This is a genomic window from Duganella sp. GW821-FHT07G03 (assembly GCF_059418605.1).
The window spans coordinates 257,102-282,143 of sequence record NZ_JBWKQE010000001.1 but is presented as its reverse complement, the minus strand read 5'-3'; the positions used below and the strand labels follow the sequence as shown (position 1 = coordinate 282,143).

Here is a 25,042-nt window from a genome sequence, read left to right as displayed (position 1 = left end):
CCCCTCGCTCAAAGGAACCCGCGACATGAGTATCAAACGCAGAATCTGGGCCGTGCCCATCATCGCCGCCGTGCTGTTTGGCATCGGCCTGGCGGTGACGATGTATTTCACCACCGGCGCCATCGCCTCCATCAACGCCACCGCGCAAGTCGACTATCCGCTGCTGGACCAGGTCAAGGCGCTGGCGCAGCAGGTCGACGAACTCAGCGGCGGCTTCAAGGACGCCGTCACCGAAGGCGACACCAAGCGCCTGGCCGCGCTGGCCGAGCAGCAGCGCCAGATCCTCGCGGGCAGCAAGGCGCTGGGCGCGATACCGGGCCAGGCGGCGCAGGCCGCCCGCATCGCGCGCGAAGCCGAGGCCTACTATGGCCCGGCCATGCGGGTGGCGCGCATCATGCTCGAGGTGGAGCAGGGCGAACCGGGCGACGCCATCCAGGCGATGCAGCAGAACCTGGCCACGCTGCAGACCGACCTGGCGCGGGCCGGCACCCAGGCACAGCGCCAGTTCCAGGCCGGCATCGCCCGTGGCGGCGACAGCGTGCAGCGCGTGCTGGGCACCAGCGTCGCGGTGGCGGCGCTGGTGATCCTGAGCCTGGGCCTGGCGTCGCACTTCGTGGTGCGCTCGATCTGGCAGCAGCTGGGCGGCGAGCCGGAGTACGCCTGCGCCATCGCCCGCGCGGTCGCGGCCGGCGACCTGGCCATGCCGATCGAGACGGCGGCCGGCGACCACGCCAGCATCCTGGCCGCGCTCAAGGCCATGCAGGGCCGGTTGGCCAGCATCGTCGGCGAGGTCAAGGCGGCGTCGGCGGCGATCGAGCTGGCCGGCGCCGAGATCGCGGCCGGCAACGCCGACCTGTCGGCGCGCACCGAGCAGCAGGCCAGCCGCCAGGAGCAGACCGCCAGCGCCATGCTGGCGCTGACCAACACCGTGGCGCTGAACGACGACCATGCGCGCCACGCCAACCAGCTGGTGCTGGGCACCTCCGACGTCGCCCATCGCGGCGGCGCGGTGGTGGCCGAAGTGGTGTCGACCATGCACGCGATCCACGCCTCGGCCAGCCGCATCGCCGACATCATCGGCGTGATCGACAGCATCGCCTTCCAGACCAATCTGCTGGCGCTGAACGCGGCGGTGGAGGCGGCGCGTGCCGGCGAGCAGGGGCGGGGATTCGCCGTGGTCGCCACCGAGGTGCGCGGCCTGGCGCGCCGCAGCGCCGAATCGGCCAAGCAGATCAAGGAGCTGATCCTGGCCTCGGTCGAGCGGGTCGACGCCGGCGCGCGGCTGGTCAACCAGGCCGGCCAGACCATGGAGGAGGTGGTCGGCTCGGTCACGCGGGTGACCGCCATCATGGGCCAGATCGCCGCCGCCAGCCTGCTGCAGCGCGAGGGCATCGAGCAGGTCGACCACGCCATCCGCCAGACCGAGGCGATGACGCAGCAGAACGCCGCGCTGGTCGAACAGGCCGCCGCCGCGGCCGCCTCGCTGGAGCAGCAGACCGGCTGCCTGAGCGACAGCCTGGCCATCTTCAAGCTGACCCGTGGTCGCAACGCCGACGCCGCGCCGCAACGGCCGCGGGCCGCGCCGCCACACCGCCTGGCCGCCGCGCTGCCGCAAGCTCGGCTGGCGGGGCAGCGATGAAGCTGCGCCGGGTCTGGCTGATCCTGTCCATCACCGCGCTGCTGGCGGTACTGCTCAACGTGGTGCTGGTGGTGCTGATCCAGCGCGCCCACACCCAGGCGCTGCGCGCCCAGCAACAGCGCCAGCTGGCGCAGGGCCTGACCGCCGAGCTCCAGCAGGAGGCGGAACAACTGGCCAGCCTGGCGCGCAGCTACGCCGCGACCGGCCACAAGCGTTACCTGGGCTACTACTGCGACATCCTGGCGATCCGCGACGGCGACAAGGCCGCGCCCGAGCATTTCCAGCCCGCCACCTACTGGAAGGAAGTGATCGCCGGCCGCCGCGAGCACCGGTTGCCAGCCGGCGGCGTGCGCCGTTCGGTGCGGGCCCGCATGCGCGAGCTGGGCTTCGGCGCCGACGAATTCGCCGGGCTGACGCGCGTCATGGCCACCACCGAGGCGCTGCGCCAGATCGAGAAGCAAGCCTTCGACGCGGCCCAGGGCCTGGCGGCCGATGGCGCCCGCCGCGAGGGTGCGGCGCATCCGGCCCAGGCCGGCGCGCTGCTGCACAGCGAACAGTACAACCGCTTGCAGGCCGAGTTGGCGCAGGCCGTGGCCGCGCTGGCCGCCAGCACCGAGCGCCGCACCGACGCCGAAGTGCAGGCCGCGCAAGACCAGCTGCACTGGCTGATCGAAGCCACGCTGGCCTGTCTGCTGGGCAGTATCGCGCTGGTGCTGCTGGCCACGCGGGTGATGCAGCACCAGGTGCTGCGGCCGTTGCGCCGGCTGTCCTCGGCCGCCAACGCGCTGGCGGCGGGCAATTACGCCACCCGCGTCGGCGCGGCCGGCGGCGGCCCGGTGGACCACCGCTTCGGCGCGCAGGAGCTGGTGGCGCTGGGCCGCACCTTCAACGGCATGGCGCAGTCGATCGAACGCGACCTGCACCAACGGGCCGCCGCCCAAGAGGCGCTGGAACAGGCGCGCCAGCATTCCGAGGACGCCACGCGCGCCAAGTCGATGTTCCTGGCGAATATGAGCCATGAGATCCGCACCCCGATGAACGCCATCATCGGCATGACCTACCTGGCGCTGGGCACCGAGCTGACGCCGCGCCAGCGCGACTACGTGGACAAGGCCAACCACGCCGCCACCGCGCTGCTGGGCATCATCAACAACATCCTGGACTTCTCCAAGGTGGAGGCGGGCAAGATGGAGCTCGACTGCGCGCCGTTCCGGCTGGAGCAGGTGGTCGGCAACGCGCTGGCGCTGGTGCAGCTGCCGGCCCAGCACAAGCAGCTGGAGCTGGTGCTGGACCTGGCCGATCCCGAACTGCTGGGCGCCGACGGCATGCTGGCCGGCGACGCCATGCGGCTGGGGCAGGTGCTGACCAATCTGCTGGCCAACGCCATCAAGTTCACCGAGCGCGGCTCGGTGCGGCTGTCGGTGCAGGTCGAGCGACGCGACGCGCAAGGCGTGGACCTGCGCTTCGTGCTGAGCGACACCGGCATCGGCATGGACCGCGCGCAGCTGGCGCGGCTGTTCCGGGAGTTCAGCCAGGCCGACGGTTCGACCACCCGCAAATACGGCGGCACCGGCCTGGGGCTGGCGATCGCGCACAAGCTGGTGGAGCTGATGGGCGGGCGCATCTGGGCCGAAAGCGTGCCCGGCGTCGGCACCAGTTTCATCTTCACGCTGCGCCAGGCGCGCGCACCGGGCGCGCCCTTGCCGCTGCTGGCGGGCGCGGTGGCGGCGCCGCGGGTGTTGACCGGTACGCCGGGCGAGCAGCAGGTGGCGCAGCCGGCCGGGCCGCACTTGCAGGGCATGCGGGTGCTGCTGGTCGAGGACCTCGCGGTCAACCGCCAGCTGGCGACCGAGCTGATGGCGCAGCGCGGCGTGCAGGTCGAGATCGCCGAGCATGGGCAGGCCGCGCTGGAGCGGCTGGCGGCGTCGCCGCCGGAGCACTTCCACGCCGTGCTGATGGACTTGCAAATGCCGGTGATGGATGGCTACGAGGCCACCCGTCGCCTGCGCCTGGACCGCCGTTACCACGCGCTGCCGGTGATCGCCATGACGGCGCACGCCATGCAGCAGGAGCGCGAACGTTGCACGGCGGCCGGCATGAACGGCCACCTCAGCAAGCCGGTCGAGCCGGACCGGCTGTACGCGTTGCTGGCGCACCACTACGGCCCGGCGCGCGCGGCGCCGCCCGGCTGGCTGGCGCGCTTGCGCCTGCTGCTGCGCGCCTGCGACAGCGATGCGCTGGCCCTCTGGCACAGCTGCCAGGCCGAGGCGGCCACGCTGTGGGGCGCGCAAGCGGCGCGCCGCGTCGGCGCCGCACTGGACCATTTTGAATTTGATCGGGCGCTGGCCGAGTTGGCCAGCGCCAGTCCGCACTGAAAGCGAGAAACCATGACCACCATTACCGACGCTTCCACCTCCCGCCCCACCGTGCTGGTGGTCGACGACACCCCCTCCAATCTCAGCCTGCTGTCCAGCCTGCTGCGCGACAAGTACCGCGTACTGCTGGCCAACAACGGCGCCAAGGGGCTGGAACTGGCGCTGGCCGAGCGGCCCGCCCTGATCCTGCTGGACGTGATGATGCCGGAGATGGACGGCTACGAAGTCTGCCGCCGCCTGAAAGCCGAAGCGCGCCTGGCGCGGGTGCCGGTGATGTTCCTGACCGCGCGCACCGGCATCGAGGACGAGGAGCGCGGCCTGGCGCTGGGCGCGGTCGACTTCATCCACAAGCCGATCAGCCCGCCCATCGTGGCGGCGCGCGTCAAGGCCCAGCTGGAGATCCAGGCCTGGCAGGACTTCCTGTACGACCAGAACGACTGGCTGCAAATGCAGGTCACGCAGCGGCTGGCGGAAATCCACCACCTGCAGGACGCCGCCATCGACGTGATGGTGTCGCTGGCCGAGTTCCGCGACGAAACCACCGGCAACCACGTGCGCCGCACCTCGGAATACGTGCGCCTGCTGGCGCTCAACCTGGCCGGCCAGCCGCGCGACGCCGCGCAGCTGACGCCGGAGACCATCGAGATGATGGCCAAATCGGCGCCGCTGCACGACATCGGCAAGATCGCCATCCCCGACCACATCCTGCTCAAGCCCGGCAAGTTCGAGCCGGCCGAGTGGGCCGTCATGCAGACCCACGCCCGGCGCGGCTACGACATCCTGCGCCGCGCCGGCGACCAGATGGGCGTGCGCGGCCAGTTCCTGGCGGTGGCCATGCAGATCGCCGGCAGCCACCACGAAAAATGGGACGGTTCCGGCTATCCGGAAGGCCTGGCGGGCGTAGCCATCCCGCTGGCGGCGCGGCTGATGGCGGTGGCCGACGTGTTCGACGCGCTGTTGGCGCGCCGCCCGTACAAGGAGCCGATGTCGGCCGGCGCGGCCGCCGCCATCATCGTCCAGGGACGCGGCGCTCACTTCGACCCGGCCGTGGTGGACGCCTTCCTGCGGCTGTTGCCGAAGTTCGAGCAGGTCGCGGCCCGGCTGGCGGACGCCGAATGAACGCCGGCCGGACCGCTCACCACAGCTTGATCAGGCGGATCTGCGTGAAGGTGCCGGCCTTGGCGTTGCGCGAGGCGGTGGTGTTGATGTACTGGATGGTCACCACCGTGTCGATGGGCGCTATCTTCGTGGTGAAGAAGGCGCCGGTGTTGGTCGAGCGGAAGCGGCTGGCGCCGAGCGGATTGTTGTCGTCGTCCTGGTACTGGCGCAGGTGGATCGCGTGCCAGCCGACCACGCCGACCGGCGTCTTGTAGCCGGCCGCCAGCTCCAGTCCGGCCCAGTTGCCGCTGCGCAGATGGTTGTCGCTGTTGCGGCTGTTCAGGCCCAGCGACAGCTTGGCGGCCACCGCCACCTCCGGCGTCGGCAGATAGCCCAGTTGCAGCGTCGGCCGCAGCGTGGTGTAGTGGCCGGTGCCGATATCGGGCGCCGGGCCGCTGTCATACTTCCCGGTCGGCAGGATCACCGAGCCGCCCGCCAGCACCCGCCATTGCTCCCCCGCATACAGCCAGCCCGCCTGGAGCTCGACATCGCCGATGCCGCTGAGTTCGCCGGTGGCGCTGGCGCTCTCGGCCGCCAGCGCGCCCTGGTACTGGGCGCCGAACTGGCCCTGCACGGCGGCCTGCGTGGCGGCCGGCACCGCCGGGTTCCATTGCAGCGCCGGCGTCGCGGCGTTGGCCACGATGGATTGCTGCTTGCGCGCATACGGCACGTCCAGCACGAAGGCCAGCCGGCCGCCCGCGTAACGGTCGGTGGTCAGGTAGGCCAGCACCATGTCCCAGCGGGTGAAGGTGCCGGTGCCGTCGATGACGGCGCGGTTGCCGCCGTAGGATGGATACAGCGCCGCCGGCGCGCCCGGCAGCGGCACCACGCCGCCCGGGATGGGCTGGCCGAGCTTCTGGCCGTCGTCGCCGGTCACCTGGTCGACGCGGATGCGGGTGGCCGCCAGCACGCCGGCCCAGCCGGCCTGGTCGGGCGGGGCGAACAGTTCGCCGCCCAGGCTGCCGGCCATGTTGTAGCGCGGCTCGAAGCCTTCGGCCGCGCCGGCGCTGCCGCCGGCCAGGGCGGCAAACGCCGATATTGCCGCAAGAGCGAGGGGGATCGAACGGGTCATGCTGGTCTCCTTGGTGGTGTGCTTCGATGATTTTTATACTGACATAGTAGTCATCCTGAGAATTGTGTCAATGCTTTGGGCGAAAAAAATCCCGCCGCGTTGCTGCGGCGGGACAAAAACCCCATGGCAAGGAATTACCATGGAGACTGGGAGGGTAAAACGGTTTAGCCGGCGATGCCCAGCAAGGCCAGCGCGGCCTCGACGACGGTGTCGATCTGTTCCAGCGGGCCGTCATGCAGCACGGTGCGGTCCGGCCGCACCACGGCGACCCAGCCGACCGGCGCCGCGTTCGGCACCAGGCAGTCGCTCATGTCTTCCCACGAATCGGCGGCCGTGCGCAGCTGGCCGCGGTGGCGCAGCTGCATGATGCGGCCGCCGGCGCGTTGCCAGCGCGCCAGCAGGGCGGGGCTGAGCGCGGCCAGCGCGTCGCAGCCGAAGCCGATCAGGTTCAGGTGCGGACCCAGCACGTCGTCGCTGGGCTGGCAGGCCGCGTCGGGGCTGCTGCGCACCAGGCCTTGCGGCAGCAGGCCGCCGCGCACCAGCCGCGCGCGTCCGGCGCCGCGCTGGAACAGGCCGCGCGCAAAGCGGTTGACCGGCTTGATCTTCAGGTCCTGGAACCAGGCGCGCGTCATCGGCAGCAGTTGCAGCAGCGTCATCAGGCCGTGTACGCCCAGCGCGGTCAGGCGGTTGCCTGGCATGACCAGGCGGCCCATCCACAGCGCCAGCTGGATGACCGACTTGGCGTGCGGGCGGCGTTCGGTGTCGTAGCTGTCGAGGATGTCCGGCGAGGCGCGGCCGTGCACCACCCACGCCAGCTTCCAGCTCAGGTTGGCCACGTCGCGCAGGCCGGCCACCAGGCCTTGGCCGACGAACGGCGGCGTGATGTGGGCGGCGTCGCCGGCCAGGAACACGCGGCCGCGCGAGAAACGCTCGACGATGCGGGCGTGGAAGCGGTACACGGCGGTGCGCTCGACGGTGACTTGGTCGGTGTCGCACCACGGCGCCAGCAGTTCGCGGATCTGTTCCGGCCGCTCCATCTGCTCGCGCGTCTCGCCCGGCGCCAGCTTGAATTCCCAGCGCTGGCGGCCGCCGGGCGCCACCATGTGCGGCGTCGGCCGGCGCGGGTCGCAGATGAATTCGATGTGGTCGATCGGGTCGGGCACGCCGATGGCGTCCACCACCAGCCAGTCCTCGCTGAAGGTCTTGCCTTCGAAGCCGAGGCCGGCGCGGTGGCGCACCGGCGAGCCGGCGCCGTCCACGCCGACCAGGTAGCGCGTGCGCACCGTGGCCAGCGTGCCGTCGGCCTGCCTGAGCGTGACGGCGATGCCGTTGTCGGTCTCGGCGTAGTCGACCAGTTCGGTGCTCAGCGCGGTCTGCACGCAGTCGTATTGGGCCAGCCTGCTGCGCAGCACCTGCTCCAGCTCCGGCTGGTAGAAGGTGACCAGGCGCGGATGGCCGTCCTGGTCGCCGGCGGTGTTGGCGCGCGCGTAGGCCCCGAACAGCGGCGAATGCATCTGCACCTTGGCGATGGCGTGGATGGCGAACGCGCCTTCCTCGATGCCGGCCATTTGCAGGATGCGCAGCGCCTCGTTGTCGAGCGCGATGGCGCGCGGCATGGTGAACACCTCGGCGGCCTTGTCGATCGCCAGCGTGCGCACGCCGTAGCGGCCCAGCAGGTTGGCGGCGGCGGCGCCGACCGGCCCCAGGCCGACCAGCAGCACGTCGACCGAGGCCGGCAGTGCGGCGGTCTGGGCGCGGCTCATGGCTGCTCCTTTGCGCCCGGCGGCGCAATGTCGATGGGGTAGCCGAAGCGGGCCAGCGCGGCGCGCGCCTGTTCGGCCTGCGGGGCGGCGACCGCGATCGTGGCGACCGCGCCGCGCTGGCTGTCGGCATGGACCCGGACGCCGGCGGCGATGCCACGCTGCGCCAGCATCTGGCCGAACACATGGGCGGCGGCGCGCATGCGCAGCTCGGCCTTGGCGATCTTGCCGATGATGGTCAGCGGGATCTGGCTCAGCACTTCGATGCGGACCGGCGCGGCGGCGCGTTCGGCCACCAGCGCGCGTGCCGCTTCCAGCAATGCTTCCGGCGCAATGGCGGCGCCGGGTTTCAGCGTGACATAGGCCACCGGCAGCTCGCCGGCATGCTCGTCCGGCTGGCCGACGGCGGCCGCCTGCGCCACCGCCGGATGGCGCAGCAGCGCATCCTCGATCATCACCGGATCGATATTGTGGCCGCCACGGATGATCAGGTCCTTGGCGCGGCCGGTCAGGTGCAGATAGCCGTCGGGGTCCAGGTAGCCCAGGTCGCCCGTGTTGAGCCAGCCGGGCGCCAGCCAGATGCCCTGGTTGTCGTGGGAGTTCAGGTAGCCGGGGAAGACGTTCGGGCCGGCGATGCCGATCACGCCGACCTCGCCGCTGGCGCAGGCGCGCGTGGCCAGGCCGGCGCCGTCGATGCGCCACGCCTGCAGGGCCTGGTGCGGCAGGCGCAGCCCGACGCTGCCGGCGCGGTGGCCGCCGCCGGTGGGATTGACGGTCGAGATGCAGGCGCCCTCGGTCAGGCCGTAGCCCTCGCACAGCGGGATGCCGGCCGCCGCCTCGAAGCGGCGCGCCACCTCGGCCGGCAGCGGCGCCGCGCCGCAGAAGGCATGCCGCAGCGACGACAGGTCGACGCCGTCGCGCGGCAGGTTGGCCAGCGCGGCGAAGATGGTCGGCACGCCGCTGAAGGTGGTGGCGCGGAAGCGCTCCACCAGCCGCCAGAACTGCGGCAGCACGTCTTTGCCGCGATAGCCCTGCGGCGTCAGCATCACCACTTCCCAGCCGCCGTGGAAGGCCGCCAGTCCGGTCACCATGGCGCCGTTGACGTGGAACAGCGGCAGGCCGCACAGCACCACGTGCGGCTGCGGCTCCAGCACGCCCAGCATGCAGGCGACAAAGGTTTCATTCAGGTGGGTGTGGACCGCGATCTTCGGCAGGCCGGTGGTGCCGCCGGTGTGGAAGTAGGCGCAGCGCTCGCCGCCGTCGATCACGCGGCCGGACACCAGCCGTTCCGACGGTTCGGCCCGCAGCGCGGCGTCGAACGGCACGATGCGCAGGCCGGCGCGTTGCGGCTTGGGGGCCGACTGGTACAGCGCGTCGAGCGCGGCGCCGGTGGCGGCGTCGACATACGGCGACAGGCCGACCACGAACAAGGTGCGCAGCGACGGGCAGCGCTCGGCCACCGCCACCGCCTTGGCCCAGATGTCGCTGTCGGGCAGCGGCGCCAGCGCCACCAGCGCGGTCGCTTCGGTGGCGTTGACGATGCTGGCGATGTGGTCGACGTCCAGCATGGGATTGATCGGGCTGGCGATGCCGGCCGCCTGCGCGCCCAGCTGGGCGTAGTGGGTTTCCGGCAGGTTGGGCAGCAGCAAGGTCACCGCCTGTCCGGGCGTGACGCCGGCGCGGTGGAAGGCGTTGGCGGCGCGCGTCACCTGTTCCTGCAGGGTGCGGTAATCGATGGCGTGTTCCGGCGCGTCGGCCGCGCCGGTCAGCACGAAGCGCAGCGCGCTGCGCTCGGGATGGCGCGCGCTGGCCTGGCGCAGCAGCTCGTAGGTGCTGCGGGCCGGCAGTTGCTGGGGCCACGGCGTTTGCTCGTAGGCGATCAGCTCGTCCAGCGAGCGGATGCGGGCGGGCTGGGCCGCCGCAACGGGGGTGAGGTCAGTCATAGGGTCTCCGTCCAGGTTGGTTTTTTTTGAATTAGAGGTTGTTGGGCAGCAGCACCACGCGGCCGGGGCGGCGTTGTTCGACATGCTCGTGCGCCTTGGCGATGTCGGCCATGCGATAGGCTTGCAGCATCGGCGTCGGCGGCCGGCAGACGGCGTACTCGGCCAGCCAGTCCAGCGCGTTGGCGTCGGGCCGGAACACGGTCCAGGCGTAGCGTCCGCCGGGCGGCACGCCGGCGGCGCTGCGGTGCTTGCCGGCCAGCGCCGCCAGCGCGCCGCCGACCACGCCGTAGCGGTCGATCTGCGCCAACAGCGGATGCACGGTGGTGGCGTGGCCGAGCGCGTCCGGCGCCAGCCGCCCCAGCAGCGCCGCATCGTCGTCCCAGTGCGCGAAGTTGAGCGTGGCGTCGAACAGCGGCGGCAGCGAGGCCAGCGGATGCTGCTGCCGGTCCAGCGCCAGGTCGGCGCCGGCCGCGCGGCAGTCGGCCAGGCCGCGCTCGCCGGCCACCACGGTCACGTGCGCGCCCAGTTGCTTGAGCAGGCCGATGGCGATCATGCCCAGCCGGCCCGAGCCGCCGTGCACCAGCACCTTGCGTCGCTGCGCGCTGCTGCGGGTGAGGCCGGCGTCGGCCAGCGCGCGGCACACGGTCTGGAAGTTGTACGGCAGCGTGGCCAGCTGGGCGGCGGCGACCCCGGCCGGCTGCGCCAGTGCGTGGGCCGCGTCGACCGCCACATGGCTGGCGTGCGTGCCCAGGCGGGAAGGGGGCTTGGCGCCGAACACCTTGTCGCCCTCGCGCCAGCCGGCCACGCCGGGGCCGACCGCGCACACCGTGCCGGCGAAGTCATTGCCCAGCACCAGCGGCAGGCGCGCCGCGCCCATCAGGCCGAACAGCTTGCGGCCGTAGCCGGCGCGGCGCCGCACGTCGATCGGGTTGACGGCGGCGGCCGCCACACGCACGACGATCTGGCCGCGGCGCGGCTGCGGCAGCGGCGCCGCGTGCACCCGCAGCCGGCTGGCGTCGCCGAATTGTTCGATGGTGGCGGCCACGCAGGTGGTGCTCATACCGCCACCACCCGGTTGCGCTGCTCGCCCAGGTCGAGCCGGCCGTCTTCGGTGCGGATGCTGGCGGTGACCAGGTCGCCCGGCCGCAGGTAGGCCGGATTGGCCAGGCCCTTCTTGATGAACAGCCGCCACTTGGTGGCGTCCGACATCAGGTGCTGCATGATCCACATCACCAGCTTGCCGGGCGCGCGCGCGGCGCAGCCGGCCGGGGTGCCGGTGGCGATCAGGTCGCCCGGTTCCAGGTCGTGCAGGCCGGACATTTCGGTCAGCGTCTGGTGCGGCTTGAAGATCATGTCGCCGCACAGGCTGTCCTGGCGCGTCTGGCCGTTGACCGCCAGCCGCATGCGCAGCTCCGGCCAGCGCAGCCATTCCTCGGCGTCGAGCAGCAGCAGGTAGGGGCCGGCCGGGCCGAAGGTGCGGTAGCTCTTGCCCTTGTAGAACTGGGTCTGCGGCAGCTGCACGTCGCGCGCGCTGATGTCGTTGACGATGGTGACGCCGGCCAGCCAGTGGTGCAGCTCGCCGCTGCCGACGGTGGTCGTGGCGCGCAGCGGACGCTTCATCACCAGGCCCAGCTCGACCTCGTAGTCGAGCAGGCGCACGTGGGCCGGCCGCACCACGTCGTCGTGCGCCGACGCCAGCGACGACGACGCCTTGGTGAACAGCGTATTGAAGCCGATGCGCTCCGGACCCATGCCGGACTCGCGCACATGGCTGGCGTAGTTGATGCCCTGGCACAGGAACTGGCGGTCGCTGGTGATGGGCGACAGCAAGGTCACCTGGTCGAGCTCCAGTTGCGCCTGTTTGGGCGTGCTGGCGCGCGCGGCCTCCATGCCCTCGTTGATGAAGTCGGCCGTGCTGGCGTAGTGCTGCGGCAGCGGCGCGATGCGGCGCTGGTGTACCACGCCCCAGATGGCGTTGCCCTCGTGCAGAAAGCGGACCACGGTGATTGCCATATTGTTCTCCTGTTGTTTGGAATAGAAATGCGTGCGCGCTTACAGCCACGGACGCGGACGACCCATGGCGCGGCCCAGCAGCTTGAGGCGGGCGATCGACAGCCGGCCTTGCCATAGCAGGCGCGCCACCTTGAGCAGCGTGCCGAGGTCGCGCCGCACGCCCATCGAGGCCGGCACGTCGTCGCCCCAGGCCCAGATGCCGGACAGTTCCAGCGGCACGTAGTGGGTGGGGTGGTCGGCGGTGAAGACGTCGCCGTCGGTGTAGTGCTCGAACTCCATGCCGTCCGGGTCGTACCAGTAGTCGAACAGCTGGCTGCCCAGCACGTGGCGGCCGATGCCCCACATATGGCGGTGGCCGTTGGCGCGCAGCACGTTGTGGCCCTGGCCCAGCGCGTCCAGGTCGACCACCTCGTAGGCGCTGTGCTCGTACTTGTCCTCGATGCCGCCGGCCAGCACGAAGCTGTGGTGGTCGGCCGGCGCCGCGCCCAGGTCGAGGCGGAAGAAGCACAGCGTCGGCGAGCCGTCCTCCAGGTACTGGACGTCGGTGGGGATCAGGCCCAGGTGGCGCATATACCACTGCGCCATGTTGGCGAAGTCGACCGTCTGCATCACCACGTGGCCGATGCGGGCGATGGCGGCCGGCTCCAGCGGCGGCCGCACGGTGGCGTTGATGCGCGGCAGCAGGCCGACGCTGTTGGTCAGCGGATGCAGCGGCGCGCGCAGCGGCAGCGGCAGCGGCGCCAGCGGCTGTTGTCCGCACACCAGCCACAGCAGGTTGCCGGCCGGGTCGCTCAGCTCGACGCCGCTGCCGCCGCCTGGCACCGCGCCGGCGAGCAGGCGGCGGGCGCCGGCCTGGCGTTCCAGCGTGGCCAGTTCGGCTTCGCCGGCCACGCGGAAGGCGGCGCCCAGGTAGCGCGAGCGCGCGCCGCGCCGCGCCAGATAGATGCCGGAGGCGGTGTCGCCGCCGCGCATCAGCAGCTGCTCGCCGTCGCGCGCCACCGGCTGCATGCCGAAGTCGCCGAGGAAGGCGGCACAGGCGTCGAGGTCGGGTTTTTCAAACATCAGGAAGGCCAGCGCCTGCGCCTTGACCAGCGCGGCCGGCCGCTCCAGCTTGCGCACCTGCGGCGGCAGGGCGTGTTCCGGATAAGCCGGCGGGGTGCGCAGCGCGGCGCGATTCGATCCAGTCATCGTGTCTCCTTGTGGACAGTGTCGCCTCTGTGGCGGCCTGTTATGCGGTCGGTTATGGTCTGAAAGTGACATTATCGTCAGAATGACTTTGATGTCAACCAAAATTTTCGTATAATCGGGAGATCGGGCGCCGCATTTGCCGCGCCACACAAGGCCAACTATGAATCCAGAAGAGATACCCAACCACCGCACCAGGGTCGCGGCCGAACGGCGCGAGAAGACCCGCGCCCGGCTGCTGGAGAGCGCGCTGCACGTGTTTTCCAGCAAGGGGCCGCATGCCGTCATCGACGACGTGATCGCGCATGCCGGCATGGCGCGCGGCTCCTTCTACAACTACTTCCGCACCAACGAGGAATTGCTGGCGGCGCTGGCGGCCGAGCTGAACAACGAACTGATACGCGCCATCGATCCGCTGGTGCAGCTGCTGGCCGACCCGGCCGAGCGGGTGGCGCGCGGCGCGCGCATGCAGCTGCACGCGATCACCCGTTTCCCGCACTTGGGCGCCTTCATCTCGCGCCTGCCGTTCCCGACCGCCAACAGCAGCCTGCTGGGCCTGCGTTTCCTGTCGCGCGATATCGCGCAGGGCATCACCGCCGACCGCTTCCGCCAGATCCAGCCGCGCGTGGCGATCGACCTGGTGGCGGGGGTGGTGCTGAGCGCGGCCTACGCGCTGGCCTGCGAGACCCTGCAGCCGGACTACCCGGAACAGAGCGTGTGCCAGATGTTGCAGGGACTGGGGGTGGACGGCACGGAGGCGCAGCGCATCGTGGCGCTGCCGCTGCCGGAACTGACCTTGCCGGACAGCGCCATCTTATTGCGGACCGGGCACGATCCGGCCTAGCTGGATCTGGTATCATCGCGGGCATGCCAACTGCCCGTAGAGAAGAACCAGCATGCCTGCCGCTCCCAATCCCACCGACCACCGTCCCCGCGTAGCCGCCGAGCGGCGCGAGCGCATGCGCAAGCGCCTGATCGAGAGCGCGCTGATCGTCTTTGCGCAAAAAGGCGTGGGCGCCAGCGTGATTCCCGAGGTGGTGGCGGCGGCGGAAGTGTCGCAAGGTTCGTTCTACAATTATTTCCGCACCAACGAGGACTTGCTGACCGCCGTCAGCGAAGAGCTCAGCAATGAAATGTTGCAGCTGATCGAGAGCGTGGTCGGCACCATCGCCGATCCCGGCCTGCGGGTGGCCACGGCGATCCGCTGCTATCTGCATATGGCGCGCGGCAACCGCATGGTGGCGCGCTTCCTGGCCGGCGCCGGCATGCGCGTCGGCGGCGAGCACAGCATGGTGTACGACGTGCTGCCGCCCGACCTGGAAGAGGGCGCGAAGCTGGGCCAGTTCGACGCCGCCGCGCTGACGGTGGCGGTGGACGTCATCAAGGGCGCGGTGTTGGTGGCGATGCACCGCATGGCGAGTGGCCGTATCGCCAAGGATTACCCCGAGCAGATGGTGCAAGCCATGCTGCGCTCGCTGGGCATGAGCACGGCCGATGCCGTCAAGCTGACGGCCGCTTCGCTGCCGCGCCTGGCCATCCCGGCCGAATCGTTGCTGGCCCGCGTGCAGGCACGCGTGGCGGCCCAGGCCGCCGAAAGCTGATCTCCCGGCGGCCCCGGCGGCCGCCACCCCGTCTTCCCTCCAAATAGCCCGTCCCGGGCTGCACCGCTTTACCTCCATCCGCTTGCATCCCCGTCCCGTCGGCGCGTCCGCGCCCGGCGCGTTTGCGCGCGCGCCAAAAAAAATTTGTAACAAAACTGAAAATGAACACAACGTCATAATGACAACTGCGTCGTTATGGTATATATTGCCGTTACTAAATACTTTTCCGCCCGGCTGGGGCGGGCCACAGACCCCCGACAGGAGGATGGAAAATTGAAAACGTACTACCAATCCGCGGCCCTTGCCGTCATCGCAGCCCAGCTCCTGGCCGGCTGCACGCCAGCGCCCACGGCGCCCCATGAAGAGGTGCGCCCGGTGCGCACCGTGATCGCCGGCCGCAGCGCCGGCTCGGTCGGCGCCACCTATTCGGGCGAGATCCGCGCCCGCTACGAGAGCCAGCTGGGCTTCCGCACCGGCGGCAAGATCGTCGCCCGGCTGGTGGAGGTGGGCGCCCGCGTGCGCCAGGGCCAGCCGCTGCTGCAACTCGATCCCTCGCAGGAGCAGTTGCAGGTGGCGGCCGCCGGCGCCGATACCGACGCCGCCCGCAGCCGGGTGGCGCAGGCGCGCATCGACCTGCAACGCCTGATGCAGCTGCAAGCCCGCAATTTCGCCTCGGCGGCCGAGCTCGACCAGCAGCGCCTGGCGCTCGACCAGGCCGAGGCGCAATTGCGCGCGGCGCAGGCGCGCCAGCAGATCAACAGCAACCTGCGCGGCTACACCACGCTGGTGGCCGACCGCGACGGCGTGGTCAGTTCCATCGTCGCCGAGGCCGGCCAGGTGGTGGCGGCCGGCCAGCCGGTGGTGACGCTGGCGGCCGACGGCGAGCGCGAGGTCACGATCAGCATCCCCGAATCGCGCGTCGACGAACTGCGCAACGCCCGCTCGCTGCTGGTGACGGTGTGGGCCCATCCGGGCCAGTCCTGGAACGGCTCGCTGCGCCAGCTGAGCCCGGATACCGACAGCGTGACCCGCACCTATTCGGCCCGCATCGCCATCGCCCAGCACGATCCGACGCTGCTGCGCCTGGGCATGACGGCCTCGGTGGCCGCGCCCGACGTCGACGGCCAGAGCGCGATCCGCCTGCCGCTGACGGCCATCGTCGACCGCGACGGCCGCCGCCAAGTGTGGGTGGTGGACCGCCAGCATGGCCGGGTGGCGCCGCGCCAGGTACAACTGGGCAGCGCGCAGAACGACAGCGTGCTGGTGGTGGACGGCCTGGCCGGCGGCGAGACCGTGGTCAGCGCCGGCGTGCACATGTTGCAGCCGGGCCAGCGCGTCGCGCTTGAAGCGGCCAGCGCCGCTGTTGGAGGTGTGAAGTGAAAGGCGTCAACTTATCCGAATGGGCCCTCAAGCACCAGCAGATGATGGCCTTCCTGCTACTGTTGCTGTCGGTGGCCGGGGTGCTGGCGTATTGCAGCCTGGGGCAGAAGGAAGATCCCGAATTCACCATCAAGACCATGGTGGTGCAGGCCAACTGGCCCGGCAGCTCGGCCCAGCAGATGGCCGACCAGGTCACCGACCGGCTGGAAAAAGCCCTGCAGGAAGTGGCCGAGGTCGATTACCTGTCGACCTACGTCAAGCCGGGCGAGACCCAGATCAAGGTCAACCTGCGTGAGGACGTGCCGCCGCGCGTGGTGGCCGACGTCTGGTACCGGGTGCGCAAGAAGGTGGGCGACATCCGCCACACGCTGCCGCCCGGCACCCAGGGGCCGTTCTTCAACGACGAGTTCGGCGACACCTTCGGCAACCTGTACGCCATCACCGGCGACGGCTTCAGCTACGCCGACCTGCGCAAGATGGCCGACGCGGCGCGCAACGAGTTCCTGCGCGTGGGCGACGTCAACAAGGTCGACCTGGTGGGCCGCCAGGATGAGAAGATCTACGTGGAAACCTCGACCGCCAAGCTGGCCTCGCTGGGCATCGATCCGGCGCTGATCGCCGCCACCCTGGCGCAGACCAACGCGGTGGCCGCCGCCGGCACCGTGCAGACCACGGCCGAGCAGGTGCGGCTGGCCGTCAGCGGCGAGTTCGATTCGGTGGAGAACATCCGCGCCATCGGCATCCGCGCCGGCCAGCGCACCTTCCGCCTGGGCGACATCGCCGACGTGCGGCGCGGCTTCGTCGAGCCGGCCACGGCGCGCATGCGCTTCAACGGCCAACCGGCGCTGGGCCTGGCGGTGAGCATGCGCAAGGGCGGCGACGTCATCAGCCTGGGCAAGCAGCTGGAGGCGACCGTCAAGCGGGTCCAGGCCAGCCTGCCGGTGGGGGTGCAGATCCACGCCGTCAGCGACCAGCCGCAGGTGGTGGCGCATTCGGTGTTTGAATTCAAGAAGAGCCTGGCCGAGGCGGTGCTGATCGTGCTGGCCGTGAGCTTCTTCTCGCTGGGCATGCGCACCGGCCTGGTGGTGGCGCTGTGCATACCGCTGGTGCTGGCCATGACCTTCCTGGTGATGTACCTGATGGGCATCGACTTGCAGCGCATCTCGCTGGGGGCGCTGATCATCGCGCTGGGCCTGCTGGTGGACGACGCCATCATCGCGGTGGAAATGATGGCGCTCAAGCTGGAGCAGGGCTGGGACAAGTTCCGCGCCGCCACCTACGCCTACACCGCGACCGCCTTCCCGATGCTGACCGGCACCCTGATCACGGCGGCCGGCTTCCTGCCGGTGGGCTTCGCCAAGTCCGGCACCGGCGAGTACGTGTATTCGCTGTTCCAGGTGGTCGGCATCGCGCTGGTGCTGTCGTGGATCGTGGCGGTGTTGTTCACCCCCTACATCGGCTTCAAGCTGCTGAAGGAACACGCCCACCCGGACCATGACGAAAACGCGATCTACCAACGAGGCATGTACGTCAAGTTCCGCCGCCTGGTCGAGCTGTGCCTGCGCCGCCGCCACTGGGTGATCGGCGCCACGCTGGCGCTGTTCGCCGGCTCGCTGCTGCTGTTCCAGCTGGTGCCGCAGCAGTTCTTCCCGGCCTCCGACCGTCCCGAGCTGATGGTCGACCTGTGGCTGCCCAAGGCCGCCACGTTCGAGTCGAGCGAGCGCGAGGTGCGCCAGATGGAGGCGCTGCTGAAGGCCGATCCCGATGTCGCCGCGGTGACCAGCTTCGTCGGCAACGGCAGCCCGCGCTTCTACTTGCCGCTGGACGTGCAGACGCCCAACCTGAACCTGGGCGAGCTGCTGGTGATGACCAAGGGCGGCGAGGCGCGCGAACGCGTGCTGGCGCGCCTGCAGCAAATGTTCGACCAGCGCTTCGCCAATGTGCGCGGGCGCGTCAACCGGCTGGAGAACGGCCCGCCGGTCGGCTATCCGCTGCAGTTCCGCGTGTACGGCAACGACAACGCCAAGGTGCGCGAGATCGCCGACCAGGTGGCCGCCATCGTGCGCGCCAACCCGGACGTGCGGCGCGTGAACCAGGACTGGGGCGAACGCGTCAAGCGGGTGCGGGTCGACGTCGACCAGGACAAGGCGCGCGCGCTGGGCATCAGCTCGCGCCAGATCAAGGAAACGCTGGAGGCGTCGCTGTCCGGCACGCCGATCACCGAGTACCGCGAGGACGACCAGAGCATCGCCGTGGTGGCGCGCCTGGTGGCTTCCGAGCGCACCGACCTGAACAACCTGAAGGACGCCCGCATCTATCTGCGCGACGGCAAGTTCGTGCCGGTGTCGCAGTTGGCCCGCCTGACGCTCGACAGCGAGGACAGCGAACTGTGGCGCCGCAACCGCATCCCGACGCTGACGGTGCGGGCCGACATCGCCGGCGCCCAGGCGCCGGACGTGACGCGCGCCCTGCTGCCCAAGCTGGACGCGCTGGCCAAGACGCTGCCGCTGGGCTACGGCATCGACACCGGCGGCGCCTTCGAGTCCAGCGCCAAGGCGCAGGCCTCGGTGTTCGCGGTGATGCCGGTGACGCTGATCGTGGTGCTGGTGCTGCTGATGGTGCAGCTGCAGGACATGAAGAAGATGGCGCTGGTGCTGCTGACCGCGCCGCTGGGCCTGATCGGCGTGAGCATCATCATGGCCGCGTTCCGGATTCCGTTCGGCTTCGTGGCGATGCTGGGCGTGATCGCGCTGGCCGGCATGATCATCCGCAACTCGGTGATCCTGGTGGTGCAGATCGACCTCGAGGTGGCCAACGGCATGCCGCTGTGGACCGCCATCGTCGAGTCGGCGGTGCGCCGCCTGCGCCCCATCGTGCTGACCGCGCTGGCCGCGATCCTGGCGATGATACCGCTGACCGAATCGGTGTTCTGGGGCCCGATGGCGTGGGCCATCATGGGCGGCCTGGCGGTGGCGACGCTGCTGACGCTGATCTTCCTGCCGGCCCTGTACGCGGCCTGCTACCGGGCCCTGCGCCCCAGCGCGGCCTGAGCGCCGCAACGAAAGGATACGTAACATGAAACAGTTTTCTCATCTGGGCCGCGGCCTCTTGCTGGCCGCGTCCGCCGCGCTGTGGCTGGCGCCGCAGGTTAGCCGGGCGCAAGCGCTCGACCTGGTGGGCGCCTATCGCCAGGCGCTGCAGAACGATCCCACCATGTTGGCGGCCGACCAGGCGCTGGCGGCGGGGCGCGAGCTGGCGGTGCAGGGCGACGCCTTGCTCAAGCCGCGCGTCAACCTGCAGGCCGGCGTCAACCGCATGCATGAACACCTGGACAGCGAGCTGCCGGGGCCGGCGGCCGGGCTGCTGCCGTCCGACAGCAGCGGCACCGCGCGCCAGGCCAGCGTGCAGCTGGTGCAGCCACTGTACCAGCAGGGCATGCGCGCCACGCGGCGCCAGCTGCACGAGCAGAGCGCGCTGGCCGGCACCCGCCACGACGCCGAGCGCGAGCAGCTGGTGCTGCGCGTGGCGGAGGTCTACCTGGGCGTGGTGGTGGCGCAGGAGTCGCTGCGCGTCGAGCAGTCCGAGCAGGCGGCGGTGTCGCAGCAGCGTGACCGCGCCCAGGCCCGCTTCGAGGTCGGCCACGGCAAGATCACCGAAGTCCACGAAGCCCAGGCGCGGCTGGACGCAGTGCAGGCGCGCCTGCTGACGGCGCAGTCGCTGCTGGAGCTGCGCCAGGCGCAGTTCCGCGAAACCGTGGGCAGCGCGCCGCTGCAACTGGCGCCGATGGCGGCCGGCTTCGCGCCGCGCCAGCCGGAACCGGCCGACCTGGCCTCCTGGCAGGCGCGCGGCGAGAGCGGCAACACGCTGGTGCGCGGCCAGCGCTCGGCGCTGGACATCGCCGCCGCCGAGCTGGACAAGAATCGCCTGGCGGCGCGGCCGACCATCGACCTGGTGGCCAGCTACGGCGCCAAGAACCAGAGCGGTGGCCTGTCGGCGCTGGTGGCGCCGAACGGCGAGCGCAGCGCCTCGATCGGCCTGCTGCTGAACGTGCCGCTGTACGCCGGCGGCGGGCTGGATTCGCGCCAGCGCGAGGCGGTGGCGCGGCGCGCCGAGGCCGAGCAGCAACTGGCGGCGGCCCGGCGCGACATGCGCCTGAAAGTGCAGGAAGGCTATCTGGCGGTGAGCACCGGCGTGGCCCGCGTGGCCGCGCTGGAGCAGGCGCTGTTGTCGGCGCGCAGCGCCCTGCAGGCGACCAGCCTGGGGCGCGATGTCGGCAGCCGCACCGCGCTCGACGTGCTGGATGCGGAACAAAGGGTGGCGGCGGCTGAGCGCGAGCTGGTGCAGGCGCGCGCCGACTACCTGCTGGGACGGTTGCGGCTGGCCGCCGCCGCCGGTGAATTGAGCGAGGAGAGCCTGCGCGCGCTGGGGCCCTGGTTCGCATCCTGACAGACGGCGCGTAACGACAGGGAGAACGATATGTTGCAGATGATCCAAGACGACGGCACGTCGCCGCAACCGTGCCAGCCACGCGAGCAGGTGGTGCCCGCCGACCCGGCGCCGTTCCGCGCCGCCATCGATTTCTACCGGCTGGACGCGGAGCGGCGCAAGCCGGCGAAGGCCGGCGCGACCGAACCTCAGCCACCGAGGCAGTTGCGTTGATCGGGGCGGAGAACACCGACGCCATGCTGCGCAACGCCGGCAAGCTGGCGCAGCTGGCCGGCGCCATCCTGGACGACAGCGCCAGGCTGCTGGGGCGCGTGATGGTGCTGGCGAGCGAAGGCATCGACAATAGCGACCAGGTGACGGCCTCGATCAGGACGCTTCAGCGGCAGCTGGAATCGACCACCTTGCGCTGCGGCGGTGATCCGTTGCGGACCGGCGAGCTGCTGGCCGCCAGCACGGCGGCCCGGCTGCTGATGTTGCGATCGGCCGAAACTGCGGTGCGGCTACGCCAGTTGATCGGCGGCGAGTCCATTTCCGAGCGTTATCGCTGGAGCGCCCGTGCGCCGGGCGCAAACATGGCGCAGGTGCATGCGGACCTGGACGAGCTGGCGGGCCTGGCGGAAGAGGCGGCCGCCTGCTGGCCGGTCGCCCGGGCCGAAATCCAGGCGGTGGAGCGCGGCATCCACACCATGTGCAACGTGGCGCGCCATCATCGTGCGGTGGCCGAGGACGCGCTGCTGGCGGTGGAAAAGCTGCACGAACGCGCCACCCAGTTTGTCCGCACCTTGCAGCAGGCCGGCTTGTTATAGACGGCCCGGTGTGTGCGGTTGTGCCGATTTCCTACCTTTCTAGTGTTGAGACTGCCAAGACGTGCTCGGTCGAGCCACGTAAGCTCAGTGGCGATTCGATAGCCTGTTGACGCGCGCCATCGAAGCAAACCGGCAGTTTCATTGCAACGATCTCCCACACACGATGGGGGACGTCATCACTAGGAGACGAGTAATATGTTTCAGGAAAAAATATGTGTGCGCTGGGTGAAGTTGGCGCTGGCCTTGTTGTCGGCCCACGGCTTGGCGCACGCGCAGCTGGAGGATGCGCCCAAGCCGGACGCCAAGATGGAGCGGGTGGAAATCACCGGCAGTAACATCAAGCGCATCGCGCAAGAGGGCGTCTCGCCGATGACCCTGATCACCAAGGAAGACATCAAGCGCTCGGGCGCGACCTCGGTGCTGGACGTGTTGCGCAACCTGCCGTCGGTCGGCGGCAACGGCCGCGATTTCACCAACGGCAACGACTTCCGCAACGGCGCCACCTCGGCCAGCCTGCGCGGCATGCCGACCCTGATCCTGTTGAACGGCAACCGCCTGCCGGTGTCCGGCTCGGACGATTCCAACGGCTTCACCTCGGTGGACTTGAACATGCTGCCGCTGGCGGCGATCGAACGCATCGAGGTGCTCAAGGACGGCGCCTCGGCGATCTACGGCACCGACGCGGTGGGCGGCGTGATCAACTTCATCATGCGCCAGAACTACCAGGGCGTGGACCTGAGCACCAGCTACGGCGCCACCACGCTGGGCGGCGGCGATGTGCGCAAGCTGTCGGTGGCCGGCGGCTACGGCGACCGCGCCACGCAGAAATTCAACCTGACCTACGCCGCGATGTACGAGGACACCAAGCGCATCAAGGGCACCGACCGCGACTGGGCCAACCACATCGACTTCGGCGCCAGCGGCGGCCTGCAGTACGCCAACGTCTACGGCGCCCACGGCACCGATGCCGGCACGCTGTCGATCGGCGGCAACCGCTTCCCCGACCCGGGATGCCTGCCCGGTTCCAAGCTGCCTTATCCGAGCGGCGCCGAATGGTTCCCGTCGCCGACCCGCAACGGCTGCCTGTCGGCGACGGCGGAATTCACCGACCTGGTCAAGCCGTCGCGCCGCGCCGGCGCCACGGCCGCGCTGAACTGGGACATCGCCCCGGACCTGACCTTGTTCGCCAACGCCTTCTTCACCAACTTCGACAAGCGCCTCGTCGGCCAGTCGTCGTGGCTGCAGGGCCGCAACCGCAACAACCTGGTCATCCCGGCCTCGAATCCCTTCAACACCTACGGCAAGCCGGTGACGGTGCGGCGCGATTTCCCGGTCTACGAGGGCGGCATCAAGACCAACGTCGACAACCTCTGGCTGCTGACCGGCCTCAAGGGCGAGCTGGGCGGCTGGGATTGGTCGGCGACCTTGTCGCACGGCGAGGAGCGGGGCCGCAGCGATAACCTGGGCTCCTACAAGCTGGAGGCATTGAACCAGGCGGTCGACGATGGCCGCTTCAATCCCTTCGGCGCCAACAGCAATTCGGACGCCTTGATCAAGGAGTTGTCGGGCGATATGTATGTGAAGACCCGCAGCAAAACCGATTCCATCAAAGTGCAGGCCGGCACCGAATTCGGCGAGCTGCCGGGCGGGAAGGTTGGCGTCTCGATCGGTTCCGAACTGCGCAAGAATTCGCTGTCGTACACGCCGTCGCAGGATTGGCAGCAAGGCTTGCTGGGCCAGTACGCGGTGCTGCCGCCGATCTCGGGTTCGGAAAAATTGTCGGCCGTGTATGCCGAGCTGAGCCTGCCGCTGTTGACAACGCTGGAGGCCCAGGCCGCCGTGCGCTACGACAAATATGAGCTGGCCGGCGCCACCACCAATCCCAAGTTCGGCCTGAAATGGAAGCCGAGCAAGGCGATCATGCTGCGCGCGAACTACAGCACCGGCATGGTGGCGCCGTCGCTGCCGCAGCGCTTCAGCCAGGGCCGCGATGCCTTCTTCCAGACCAAGGACCCGCACCGCTGCGTCGAGGGCGATGAGTATTTCGATGCCTACTGCAGCCGCCAGGTCAAGGCCTCCAACGTCGGCACCAAGGGCTTGCAGCCGGAGAAGTCGAATCAGTACAACATCGGCTTCGTCATCGAACCCATCAAGGACCTGAACTTCGGCCTGACCTATTACGACATCAAGTGGAAAAACAAGATCGACATCCTCGATACCACGACGGTGCTCGATAACGAAGATGGCGCCTACAAGTCGAGCGTGGCGCGCAAGGCTGTCACCGCCGACGATATCGCGGCCTACGCGGCGCTGTCGGCGGCCGACCGGGCGCGGCTGGGGCCTTTGCGCGGCGAGCTGTCGAGCATCCAGACCGGCTGGGTTAACCGCTTCGAGTCGCACACTTCCGGCATCGACCTGGAAGCGTCCTACACCTTCCGCACCGAGAAGCTGGGCCGCATCAAGGTGTTCGGCGACGCCACCTACACGCTGCGCTACGACACGGTGCTGTTGGCCGACAACGTCTACATCAACTGCCCGAACAACACCTCGTGCGATAGCGGCGAGTACGGCAATCCGCGCGTGCTGGCCAACGTCGGCATGAACTGGGACCTGGGCGCGTGGAGCGGCACCGGCATCGTCAAGTACGTGGCCGGCACCAAGGTCGATCGTTCGCCATCGGCCGTGCAGAACCAATGGTATGACTTCTATGCCAAGGGCCGGCGGATTCCCGCCATCGCCACGCTGGACGCATCGCTGGCCTATTCGGGCATCAAGAACACCGTGATCCGCGTCGGCGCCAACAATGTGTTCAACCGCGATCCGGCCTTCGATCCGGGCTCCTCGCTGGGCTACAACGATAGCTGGGGCGATCCGCGTGGCCGCTATGTGTATGTCAGCCTGGACTACAGCTTCAAATAAGCGTTGCTGACGATCCGGCCGTCTTCTTCCGGGAGGCGGCCGGATTTTTTTGTGCGTATAATTCGTATACCTTATTCGCATGGTTGCTGGAGCATGAGCCTTGTAGTTCGAACACTCTCCGAACAAATTTTCACGCTGATACGCGAGCGCATCATCGCCGGCCGGATTGCGCCGGACGCTTCGATCCGCCAGGATGCCTTGGCCGCCGAACTGGGCGTGAGCAAGATCCCCTTGCGGGAAGCCTTGGCGCGCCTTGAGCAGGAAAGCCTGCTGGTATCCCATCCCAATCGCGGCTACTTCGTGCGGCCCTTGAGCGCGGAAGAGGCGGAAGAGGTCTACGCGCTGCGCCTGAAACTGGAACCCGATTCCGTAGGCGAGGCGAGCAGGCTGGCCACGCCGGAGGACAAGGCCGCGGCCAGGCGCGCGCTGGAGGCGCTGGACGAGGCGATGGTCTCGAACAAGGACATGGTGGGCGGCCTCAACCGCGATTTCCACATGGCGCTGGTGCGGCCGCTCGGCCGTCCGCTGACCATCCAGATCATCGAACGTCTCAATATTATTTCCGAACGATATGTACGCAAGCACCTGGAGCCCGCCGGCCGCGAGGACCGGGCGCACAAGGAACACCTGGCCATGCTGAAGCTGTGGTCGCAGGGTAAAGGCAATGTGGTCGCCGCCATGATGCACGACCACATCGCCTCGACGCTGGAAGACCTGCGGCGGGAATTCAAGCTTTGAGCGGGGC

General features: G+C 69.6%; 18 protein-coding genes. 12 read left to right on the top strand and 6 right to left on the bottom strand.

Annotated features, from left to right (window positions below):
- Positions 1-25 precede the first annotated feature (25 nt).
- From AC07OK_RS01200 to AC07OK_RS01190, 3 genes are read left to right on the top strand one after another with little or no spacing between them, the layout of a single operon-like run.
- Positions 26-1,639, top strand: coding sequence for a methyl-accepting chemotaxis protein (locus AC07OK_RS01200; RefSeq protein ID WP_494688592.1), 1,614 nt, complete (start codon positions 26-28; stop codon positions 1,637-1,639).
- Positions 1,636-4,014, top strand: coding sequence for an ATP-binding protein (locus AC07OK_RS01195; RefSeq protein WP_494688591.1), 2,379 nt, complete (start codon positions 1,636-1,638; stop codon positions 4,012-4,014). Before AC07OK_RS01200 ends, AC07OK_RS01195 begins: the two co-directional genes overlap by 4 nt.
- 12 nt (positions 4,015-4,026) lie before the next feature.
- Positions 4,027-5,133 (top strand): HD-GYP domain-containing protein, encoded by a 1,107-nt coding sequence (locus AC07OK_RS01190; RefSeq protein ID WP_494688590.1) that lies wholly within the window; start codon positions 4,027-4,029, stop codon positions 5,131-5,133.
- Between the two features lie 16 nt (positions 5,134-5,149).
- Here the strand turns inward: AC07OK_RS01190 and AC07OK_RS01185 are convergent, their stop codons facing one another.
- The 6 genes from AC07OK_RS01185 to AC07OK_RS01160 form a co-directional block, all read right to left on the bottom strand.
- The gene (locus tag AC07OK_RS01185; RefSeq protein ID WP_494688589.1) at positions 5,150-6,244 is read right to left on the bottom strand and encodes a transporter; all 1,095 of its coding nucleotides are present in this window, start codon (positions 6,242-6,244) and stop codon (positions 5,150-5,152) included.
- A 164-nt stretch (positions 6,245-6,408) separates the two neighbouring features.
- Positions 6,409-8,007: a bifunctional 3-(3-hydroxy-phenyl)propionate/3-hydroxycinnamic acid hydroxylase gene (locus tag AC07OK_RS01180; protein WP_494688588.1), complete on the bottom strand. Its 1,599-nt coding sequence runs from the start codon at positions 8,005-8,007 to the stop codon at positions 6,409-6,411.
- Entirely contained in the window at positions 8,004-9,947 is a 1,944-nt protein-coding gene (locus AC07OK_RS01175) for an acyl-CoA synthetase (protein WP_494688587.1), read from the bottom strand. Before AC07OK_RS01175 ends, AC07OK_RS01180 begins: the two co-directional genes overlap by 4 nt.
- Positions 9,948-9,978: 31 nt before the next feature.
- The gene (locus AC07OK_RS01170; protein WP_494688586.1) at positions 9,979-11,007 is read right to left on the bottom strand and encodes an alcohol dehydrogenase catalytic domain-containing protein; all 1,029 of its coding nucleotides are present in this window, start codon (positions 11,005-11,007) and stop codon (positions 9,979-9,981) included.
- The gene (locus AC07OK_RS01165) at positions 11,004-11,960 is read right to left on the bottom strand and encodes a fumarylacetoacetate hydrolase family protein (protein ID WP_494688585.1); all 957 of its coding nucleotides are present in this window, start codon (positions 11,958-11,960) and stop codon (positions 11,004-11,006) included. Before AC07OK_RS01165 ends, AC07OK_RS01170 begins: the two co-directional genes overlap by 4 nt.
- A 39-nt stretch (positions 11,961-11,999) precedes the next feature.
- Positions 12,000-13,148: a VOC family protein gene (locus AC07OK_RS01160; protein ID WP_494688584.1), complete on the bottom strand. Its 1,149-nt coding sequence runs from the start codon at positions 13,146-13,148 to the stop codon at positions 12,000-12,002.
- 160 nt (positions 13,149-13,308) lie between these two features.
- Here AC07OK_RS01160 and AC07OK_RS01155 point away from each other — a divergent pair, with 160 nt between their 5' ends.
- The 9 genes from AC07OK_RS01155 to AC07OK_RS01115 all read left to right on the top strand — a co-directional run bounded on the left by AC07OK_RS01155 (position 13,309) and on the right by AC07OK_RS01115 (position 25,035).
- Positions 13,309-13,989, top strand: coding sequence for a TetR/AcrR family transcriptional regulator (locus AC07OK_RS01155; RefSeq protein ID WP_494688583.1), 681 nt, complete (start codon positions 13,309-13,311; stop codon positions 13,987-13,989).
- A gap of 52 nt (positions 13,990-14,041) precedes the next feature.
- Complete coding sequence (locus AC07OK_RS01150; protein ID WP_494688582.1) at positions 14,042-14,746, top strand: TetR/AcrR family transcriptional regulator; 705 nt, start codon at positions 14,042-14,044, stop codon at positions 14,744-14,746.
- 273 nt (positions 14,747-15,019) lie between these two features.
- The gene (locus AC07OK_RS01145; protein WP_494688581.1) at positions 15,020-16,126 is read left to right on the top strand and encodes an efflux RND transporter periplasmic adaptor subunit; all 1,107 of its coding nucleotides are present in this window, start codon (positions 15,020-15,022) and stop codon (positions 16,124-16,126) included.
- Complete coding sequence (locus AC07OK_RS01140) at positions 16,123-19,176, top strand: efflux RND transporter permease subunit (RefSeq protein ID WP_494688580.1); 3,054 nt, start codon at positions 16,123-16,125, stop codon at positions 19,174-19,176. The genes AC07OK_RS01145 and AC07OK_RS01140 overlap by 4 nt, the downstream gene beginning before the upstream one ends.
- Before the next feature lie 25 nt (positions 19,177-19,201).
- On the top strand, positions 19,202-20,572 hold the full coding sequence (locus AC07OK_RS01135; protein WP_494688579.1) for a TolC family outer membrane protein: 1,371 nt from the start codon (positions 19,202-19,204) through the stop codon (positions 20,570-20,572).
- 30 nt (positions 20,573-20,602) lie between these two features.
- Complete coding sequence (locus AC07OK_RS01130) at positions 20,603-20,785, top strand: hypothetical protein (protein ID WP_494688578.1); 183 nt, start codon at positions 20,603-20,605, stop codon at positions 20,783-20,785.
- Positions 20,782-21,378, top strand: a complete 597-nt coding sequence (locus tag AC07OK_RS01125) for a hypothetical protein (RefSeq protein ID WP_494688577.1) — start codon at positions 20,782-20,784, stop codon at positions 21,376-21,378. Before AC07OK_RS01130 ends, AC07OK_RS01125 begins: the two co-directional genes overlap by 4 nt.
- 195 nt (positions 21,379-21,573) lie before the next feature.
- Positions 21,574-24,297, top strand: a complete 2,724-nt coding sequence (locus AC07OK_RS01120; protein WP_494688576.1) for a TonB-dependent receptor — start codon at positions 21,574-21,576, stop codon at positions 24,295-24,297.
- Between the two features lie 93 nt (positions 24,298-24,390).
- Entirely contained in the window at positions 24,391-25,035 is a 645-nt protein-coding gene (locus AC07OK_RS01115) for a GntR family transcriptional regulator (protein WP_494688575.1), read from the top strand.
- The last annotated feature ends 7 nt before the right edge of the window (positions 25,036-25,042 follow it).